Raw genomic sequence first — 7,697 nt, 5'->3', positions numbered from 1 at the left:
CGCCGAGCTCACTAAAGGAGCTAAGAAAGGCGATCAAATGACCACGAAGTGGATAAAAAATACAATTAAAAGCATGAGAAAATCCAAGAAATATCCGGCTCAAAATACACTAGGCAACGACTTATTCAATGCGAATGACTTAGATATACCGTTAAATAAAATTGTTATTGAAGCCGTTGAAAAAGGCGGTCAAGTCGTCGAAGGAAAATTACAACCTTTACCATAGAGAATTGATAATGCTACAGTTAAACCAACTATCGATAGAAAATATAGAAGAAAACATCTCACGTGCAAACAGCCATTTGGCCGCATGGATAGAGCGTTTTCAAGATAATACTAGAACCCCTGAACAAAATAAAAATAGCGTATTTAAAATAACCGATTTCTATTTTATGCTTGCATACGCTAAATACGCACTCGAAGAGCACTCAGAAGTAAAACCCAATTTTGAAAAAGCAGCACCGTTTGCTTTTTTATGCGGCTTCGACCCTAAATTAAAAACGAGTAATAACGATTGGACTATTCAACAAGAGCTAAATGTTGTTCTTCTCTTTGCTGAGCAGGATGTTTTAGAAAAGCTTAAACACAGTGAAATAAAGTTATCCAGCGTTCAACATCAAGCAAAACTCCAATACGCTGAACTATTAAAAGCGATTGGTACAGGCCAAACTATTAATAAAGATGATGTTGAGGCTGCTTTACTTGAAGCCAAAAACACTAAAGACAAAGATGTACTGCAATATATACTTCCTTTATTAGAAGCAATCTCGGCCTTAGTCTCAGGTGATGAATTACGTTGGCAAACTAGTATCGACAAAGCCATAACTTGGCATAAAGATGAATGTAAATTTGGTGATTTAAAAGATATGGAAGAAAGCTTTATCTGTTTAAATGCTCTTACTATGGCAAAGTTAGGCAAAGACATGCATGGTTGGCAATGCCAAACCGATTCACTATATTTACCTTTATTTTTAATTGATTAGTTTCGATAATCACACAACACGAGCCTATTATCTATGAGCAGTTTAATTCACTTATCACTTATTGACGAAGATAGATACCCTACTTCGCTTGACGGTGATGATGAAAGTAAATACCAACAGTTATTAGACATAACTCAAAAAGAAGCCATTCATTGGCAAAGCATTGAAATAAATTTGCGTGGCTTTGAGCCTGCGTTGCAATTATGGGACGCCATTGCGGGTAATAGCCGTTTATTATTGATTGCTAGCTTTAATTTTTATCCTCACAAACTACTCCCACCCGATGCGGATATCAGCGGTAGCTTTGGTTTTTTTCCTGCGGATATGGTTAAAGATTTATACGCGATAATGGAGGAAGAATACAATTTTGATATTAGCAACTTAGAAGGGCAGCAAATTATTGCTGAAATTGAAAAGGATGGAGACGATGAAGTAAACCCCGAAGCCTATGAGCTAGTTCGAGATAAATACTTTGTAACCTTTAGAGATGCGGCTGAGCAAGGTAAATCTATCGTCGTACTCATTGAGCAATAATTAACTTATATAGAAAACGCTAAGGACAGCACATGCGACCTGAAATAAAAAACATCCCCCAACAACTTGGGCAATACTTGTACCAGCAAATAAATGAGCCGTGGCTTGAAGCACAACTCATTTTAAATTGCGAAGATGAAAACGTACTTGAATGCAAAGCCCATTATCAAACTGCTGCTGATACAAGCGAACAGCCGATTACCGTGACGGACGAGATAGTCGATTTATTCAACACCCTATTTGAAAAAGCCACCCAACACCAACCAGAAAACTGGACACGCGCTATTTTTACCATTAATCGCCAAGGTCAATTTAATCTCAACTTTGAGCGTGATAATAATGATGATGACGTTATTACCGCACAACAAACACATTAATTCATAACCTAGATTGTAAGCGTCTAGCAAAATGCACCTGCCAGTCACTCGTCAAAATGATTAAGCTATTTCCGAATTTCAATGAGGAGATAGCCATGAGAAAAACACGCAGCCTTGAACAATGGCGCAGTATTATTGAAGAACAACAAGCCAGCGATTTAACTATCACTGACTATTGCCAGCAACATGCTTTATCAAAAACAAGCTTCTATGCCGCACGAAGTAAGCTTAATGAATCATCAGGCAGCTTTGTTCGCGCTAAAGTAGCTAAACACGTTGACGTCACCGAACACCAACTGTCGATTACCCTCGAAGTCGGAAAAGTAAACGTCAGTTTGCCTCCCACAACGTCTGCATCTTATCTAGGCCAATTACTCCGCGAGCTTGCCTGATGAAAATGTTTGTTGAACCAAAGTGTATTTACTTACACCGCGATGCTGTGGATTTTCGAAAATCCATTGATGGTCTGGTCGCAATCGTTGAAGGTGAGCTTGAACGTGATGCCTATACTGGCGCTTTATTTCTATTTTGCAACAAAGCGAAAGATAAACTCAAGTTGGTTTACTGGGATAAAACAGGCTTTGCATTGTGGTACAAGCGACTCGAAAAAAAAAGTTCAAATGGCCAAACAAAGCCAGTCTGCAAGAATTTGAGCTCAGTCCAGAGCAACTGGATTGGTTGTTGTCGGGGTATGATGTGCTTGGTCATGAAGAATTGCAGTATCAATCGATGATCTAATCGATCATATTGACGGTAAATGATCGTTGCCACATCGTCTGTTTTATCTTTGCATCAAGCAAGAAAACACCGTCAAATTCTGCTAAATTGCGAACATGAAAACTGATGCACACTCACTTCCTGACGACCCAGAACAGCTCAAGCGCATGCTACTTGAGTTGCAACAAGTCGTTGCTAAAAAAGATAAAGAGTTAGCTGAAAAAGACGCGCAAATTCACGAATTACTGCAAGCTTATAACGCGAAACTTGCCAAAGAGTACGCCAAGAAATCTGAAAAGATGCCCGGTGCAGGCGAAGTATTCAATGAAGCAGAAGACATTCTCGATGAACATGATAAAGCGCTATTGGCTACATCGCCTTCAGTAAAGAAAGAAAAAGCCAAACCAAAACGCCGCCCACTGCCAGCGCAGTTACCCCGCGTTGAGGTCGTTGTTGACCTTGATGAGGGTGATAAAATGTGTGATTGCTGTCAAAGCCCCCTTCACAAAATGGGTGAAAGCAGCAGTGAAGCACTGGAATTTGTGCCAGCGCATATCAAAGTAATCAAAACCATTCGCCCAAAATATACGTGTCGCCACTGTGAGCGAGAAGGGATTGAAAGTGTGGTAAAAACCGCAAAGATGCCTGCAATCCCTATTCCAAAAAGCATCGCAACCCCCAGCTTATTGAGCCAAATAATCATGTGTAAATACCAGTTTGGTTTACCGCTTTATCGCCAAGAAACGTTATTTGCTGATATCGGTATTGAGTTGAGCCGGCAAACCATGTCGAGCTGGATGTTGCGCTGCGCAGACCTGTTGTCCCCCCTGTATCAACGCTTAAAAGACGTGTTACTATCTCAAGCGGTTATTCACGGCGATGAAACCTCGCTCAACGTTATTAACTCAGAGAAAGCAACCAGCTATATGTGGCTGTATTGTTGTGGCGATGATAAACCAGGTAAAGGCACTAACATTGTCCTGTTAGATTACCATAACAGTCGCGCGGGCCAATGTGCGGTTGATTTCCTTGATGGTTACGAAGGCTACATGCACGTTGACGGCTACAAGGCGTACGAGCAAACGAAGGCAACACTGGTCGCGTGCTTAGCCCATATGCGCCGTAAATTCATCGAGGCTAAAGGGAATAATAAAAAAACCGTCAAAGCAGATGTAGCCCTTAACCTTATTCGCAAGCTCTACGGTATTGAGCAAGCCATCAAAGATAAAACAGCCGATGAAAAATTCAAGATTAGGCAAAGAAAAGCCAAACCAATCGTTGATGAATTGTATCAATGGTTACTCAAGCATAAAGATAAAATCCCTCCTCAAATGGCGCTAGGTAAAGCAATTTCCTATGCGATAAATCAGTTTGAGAAATTCAGGCGTTACCTCGATGATGGCAGGCTGAGTATTGATAACAACCGCGCAGAGCGAGCCATAAAACCGTTCGTAATAGGGCGAAAAAACTGGTTGTTCTCAAATACCAGTAATGGCGCGCATGCGAGTGCCGTACTCTATAGTCTTGTTGAAACCGCAAAGGCAAATGATCTTGTAGTGCATGACTATATTACTACTTGCTTACAACATATTGCAGAGCAGCCAGATAACCTTGAGCCACTTCTGCCTTGGAACTTTAGCAAAGCTAGGTGTCGTTAGCTATACGCTTACCCTAGATTCAAATAAATAATTTACCGCTCTTTAACAACATGGATATTGTTAGGCTAGGCACTAACAGAATCTAAAGTTAGCGCCCTAGCCTTTCATTTTTGCACAAGTAAATTCGAGTCTACGCATTCGTAGCAGCGGGTTTACCCCGCGACATAATTCCCCCGCAGCCCACAACGAACTATTATTTGATGATAAAGCCAATGACAGCAACGAATCGATGGAAGCCGCTATTGCAGTATTCCGGCTCTTTACCCAACGAAAGTAGGCAAAGGCGACCCTGTTCAGTATTTACGTAAAATAAACTGGCAAAATTTAGGCAAACAAGCCGCCAGTGAAGTAAAAGCAATTATTAAAAGCTTTAGAGATACCTTGCAAGATATTTCAACCAGCTGGAAATACGACCTCCTACTGCCAGACTCGGCCATTGACGGCATGCAAGCCATGGTCAAACAACTTGATGAAGTCACCCCGCAAATAGACCAAGGCGTAAGAAACGCCGCGCAAGAAATTGGCAATCGCGTAAACAAAGCCCTCGATGAGTTTGAGCCACCGGCAAGTACAGGTGTAGTGGGCAAACCGAAGAAAACCGTTGCCAATGAGCTTGAGCCGCCGAAAGGGAATGATTTAAAGGGGGTACAGAGTAAAAACACTCACCCACTTCGATTAAAAATGAAAGCTTACAAAGTGCCTTGTTTTAAACCAAGTGATGGCTTAAGGAAAAGAAATAAAGGCGACTTACGCGCTTTAGAGCATAATTACGCAAGGCAGCTTAAACATCAAGAAAATGGCTTGAATGATTTAACCATTGGTGAATACAGAGAAAACCGCGAGCGATACAAAAAGATGAAGCGCAAAGGTACTGGAACTGCGCAAGATGATTTTAGAAAAGACTTCGAAAAAGATTTAAAGAGCTCCCTTAAAGACTCATACAGCAAAAAAGTATCATATGCTGAAGCCGAAAAACTAGCCTTGCAAAGGACAACAGAAATTATGGACAATTTACATGCATTACATGACCCTGATATGGGCGCAGGCGGGTATGATAGCGTATCGCGTATGGGCGATAAACGAGTTAATGGCTCTTTAGGTCCGCAGTGGGCTAAAGCACCCATAGGGAGTAAAAAAGGGGATAAAACACGCGTGCAATTAATGGATGAGCAAGTTGAAAAAGCATTTAAAAAACATGGCCCAGATGCTAAGTTGAACATTCAACTTGAGCGCTGCCCGTTAAATAAAAAGTAGAGAGCCCATGATAGAAACGAATGATGACGCCTTAGATTATTTTCTAAGCAAATTTAGGCAACCAACAACAACTGTACCCGCGACTACCGCTGATATAGAAGCGTATCGAGGGAAACTGCCTGACCAGCTACTTGAATACTGGCAAATACTCGGTTTCAGCGGCTTTGCCGATGGTTTATTTTGGCTGACAAATCCAGCGGATTATCAAGACATTCTTGACCGATTTTTAGAAGACACCCCGTTTGAGCACGACGATATTTATTATGTTATAGCGCGTAATGCCTGGGGCAATTTAAAACTCTACGGTGAGAAAACCGGACATTCTGTGGAAATCAGCCCTTACCTTAATTGGATGCGGACTAAGCAAGGAAATGAACAAGATATTAAAGCAGGTAAAACTGAGCGGACAATAAAAAATTTTATAGCATTTCAAGAAGTTGAAGACCTTGATATAGAAAACAACCAAAAGAAACCACTTTTTCCTGCGGCATTAAAAAAACATGGCCCACTCAATGCTGATGAAGTGTACGGCTTTGCGCCATTTTTATTTATGGGTGGCGAGAAAAAAATCAAGAATATTGAAAAGTGCGATATTTTTGCCCATTTGAATTTAATTGCCGACATGGGTGATATGGAAATTATTGATATGGCTTCTATGGTACGTGGCGCTATTAAGCAGTACGAATAACGCTGTATGCAAATGTAATTAGTAGAGGGCTTTAAACGAGCTCTATTTGGCGTACATAACTTAATGAATCATCAAGATGGCCGTATCCCTGGGCACGCATGATGATTCATTCGACACGTTTTTTAATATTAACTTACCAATTAGCTACAGAAAGTTTATTTTAGAATTCATTGGTGCCATATCTTTGGACTAACTCAGATTGACAAACTTTATGTTTGTTCATTCAATTTTAAACTCATTTATAACGCTAAGGACAGCATATGCAACCAGATATAAAAAATATCCCCCAACAACTTGGTCAGTACCTTTATCAGCAAATAAAAGAGCCATGGCTTGAGGCACAACTCATTTTAAATTGCGAAGATGAAAGCGAGCTTGAATGCAAAGCCCATTATCAAACAGCAGTGGATGCAAACGAACAACCAATCGCTGTTTCTGACGAAATAATCGAGTTATTCAGTACTTTGTTTGAGAATGCCACCACTACTGGCAGACAATACGGCGCAAAATCTAAAGAGGTAAGAGAATGGATGCTTGACCCTAATAATTATACATTGGATCATTACAACTTAAACCGCTCTGCGGGAGCTCAATTAAAAGAAACCTACTTCCCCCCCAATATGATAAGTTAAAAAAATGAAAGAATTAGATGAAAAGTTAAGCAATGAGATTAATGAAAAATTTGATCAATCTTTTGAATTTAAAAAGAGAGGCCAAATAGAGGAATCATTTTTTGCAATGCAAGAAGCAATCAAATTAGTACCTTCACCGAAGAGTCAATGGTCAGAATCATTAATAATTATTACTTCTGCCTGCGAACATTTTATTGCAATTGAGAAATTAGCTGACGCGAGAGCATTAATTGATGAGTACTTAAATTCTGATTTTTGTATATCATATGATGATAATCCCAGCTTCATTAAAGGTATTATATTATTTGAAATGGGTGATTTTGAACAAGCATATGAATGGTTTGATAAAGCTAACTCTATCTCTAAAGGCAGGTGCTTTGTAGAGCAGCCGAAAAAATACAAAACTTTTTTTAATGAGTATAACCAATGAACGTACATGACCAAATAGATGAGTATTGCGAGCAAGGCAATGATCTTTTTGATGAAGAAGACTTTCAAGGCGCAATTACACTCTGGCAAAAAGCCTTTGATTTACTTACCGACCCAGATGAGGATTGGGAGCAAGCGGTTTGGCTTAAAGTATCTATCGGTGATAGTTATTATATGCTTGATGAATATGAACAATCCCTTGATGCAATGTTAGATGCATTAAACTACCCTGAAGCACTCGATAACCCATTTATTCACTTTAGAGCTGGCCAATGTCATTATCAGTTAGACGACAAAGAAAGAAGTAAAAATGCTTTACTTAAGGCCTATATGTTAGCCGGAAAAGAAATATTTGAAGATCATGAAGAAGATGGACTTTTTTACTATGACTTTTTGAAGTCCGAAGTCCAGCTATAAACGAACAT

11 protein-coding genes and 1 pseudogene are annotated in these 7,697 nt (G+C 40.0%); all 12 read left to right on the top strand.

All coding sequences use genetic code 11. The features are described from left to right. Positions 1 to 226 (top strand): annotated as a pseudogene (locus tag FW757_RS22720) (hypothetical protein); the annotation flags it as partial. Between the two features lie 10 nt (positions 227 to 236). Continuing rightward, on the top strand, positions 237 to 983 hold the full coding sequence (locus FW757_RS22715) for an Imm49 family immunity protein (RefSeq protein ID WP_446441755.1): 747 nt from the start codon (positions 237 to 239) through the stop codon (positions 981 to 983). Between the two features lie 33 nt (positions 984 to 1,016). Beyond that, positions 1,017 to 1,517 carry a hypothetical protein gene (locus tag FW757_RS22710; protein ID WP_182740939.1) on the top strand — a complete coding sequence of 167 codons (501 nt, stop codon included), beginning with the start codon at positions 1,017 to 1,019 and terminating at the stop codon, positions 1,515 to 1,517. A 32-nt stretch (positions 1,518 to 1,549) separates the two neighbouring features. Then, positions 1,550 to 1,894, top strand: a complete 345-nt coding sequence (locus tag FW757_RS22705) for an immunity protein YezG family protein (protein ID WP_182768425.1) — start codon at positions 1,550 to 1,552, stop codon at positions 1,892 to 1,894. A gap of 95 nt (positions 1,895 to 1,989) precedes the next feature. Continuing rightward, complete coding sequence (gene tnpA, locus FW757_RS22700; RefSeq protein ID WP_404699427.1) at positions 1,990 to 2,286, top strand: IS66 family insertion sequence element accessory protein TnpA; 297 nt, start codon at positions 1,990 to 1,992, stop codon at positions 2,284 to 2,286. Further along, the gene (tnpB, locus tag FW757_RS22695) at positions 2,286 to 2,627 is read left to right on the top strand and encodes an IS66 family insertion sequence element accessory protein TnpB (RefSeq protein ID WP_446441754.1); all 342 of its coding nucleotides are present in this window, start codon (positions 2,286 to 2,288) and stop codon (positions 2,625 to 2,627) included. The genes tnpA and tnpB overlap by 1 nt, the downstream gene beginning before the upstream one ends. A gap of 100 nt (positions 2,628 to 2,727) precedes the next feature. After that, positions 2,728 to 4,269, top strand: coding sequence for an IS66 family transposase (tnpC, locus tag FW757_RS22690; RefSeq protein ID WP_446441753.1), 1,542 nt, complete (start codon positions 2,728 to 2,730; stop codon positions 4,267 to 4,269). Between the two features lie 381 nt (positions 4,270 to 4,650). Then, positions 4,651 to 5,523, top strand: a complete 873-nt coding sequence (locus tag FW757_RS22685; RefSeq protein ID WP_446441752.1) for a polymorphic toxin type 15 domain-containing protein — start codon at positions 4,651 to 4,653, stop codon at positions 5,521 to 5,523. A 7-nt stretch (positions 5,524 to 5,530) separates the two neighbouring features. Beyond that, positions 5,531 to 6,211 carry a GAD-like domain-containing protein gene (locus FW757_RS22680; protein ID WP_446441751.1) on the top strand — a complete coding sequence of 227 codons (681 nt, stop codon included), beginning with the start codon at positions 5,531 to 5,533 and terminating at the stop codon, positions 6,209 to 6,211. Between the two features lie 260 nt (positions 6,212 to 6,471). Continuing rightward, positions 6,472 to 6,843, top strand: coding sequence for a hypothetical protein (locus FW757_RS22675; protein ID WP_446441750.1), 372 nt, complete (start codon positions 6,472 to 6,474; stop codon positions 6,841 to 6,843). A gap of 4 nt (positions 6,844 to 6,847) precedes the next feature. After that, the gene (locus FW757_RS22670) at positions 6,848 to 7,273 is read left to right on the top strand and encodes a hypothetical protein (RefSeq protein ID WP_446441749.1); all 426 of its coding nucleotides are present in this window, start codon (positions 6,848 to 6,850) and stop codon (positions 7,271 to 7,273) included. Continuing rightward, entirely contained in the window at positions 7,270 to 7,689 is a 420-nt protein-coding gene (locus FW757_RS22665) for a tetratricopeptide repeat protein (protein WP_182719692.1), read from the top strand. The genes FW757_RS22670 and FW757_RS22665 overlap by 4 nt, the downstream gene beginning before the upstream one ends. The last annotated feature ends 8 nt before the right edge of the window (positions 7,690 to 7,697 follow it).

The sequence above is a fragment of the Pseudoalteromonas sp. 1181_04 genome, from assembly GCF_052850545.1.
Note: the sequence above shows the minus strand (reverse complement) of the source record. Positions and strands in the feature narration are given on the sequence as shown.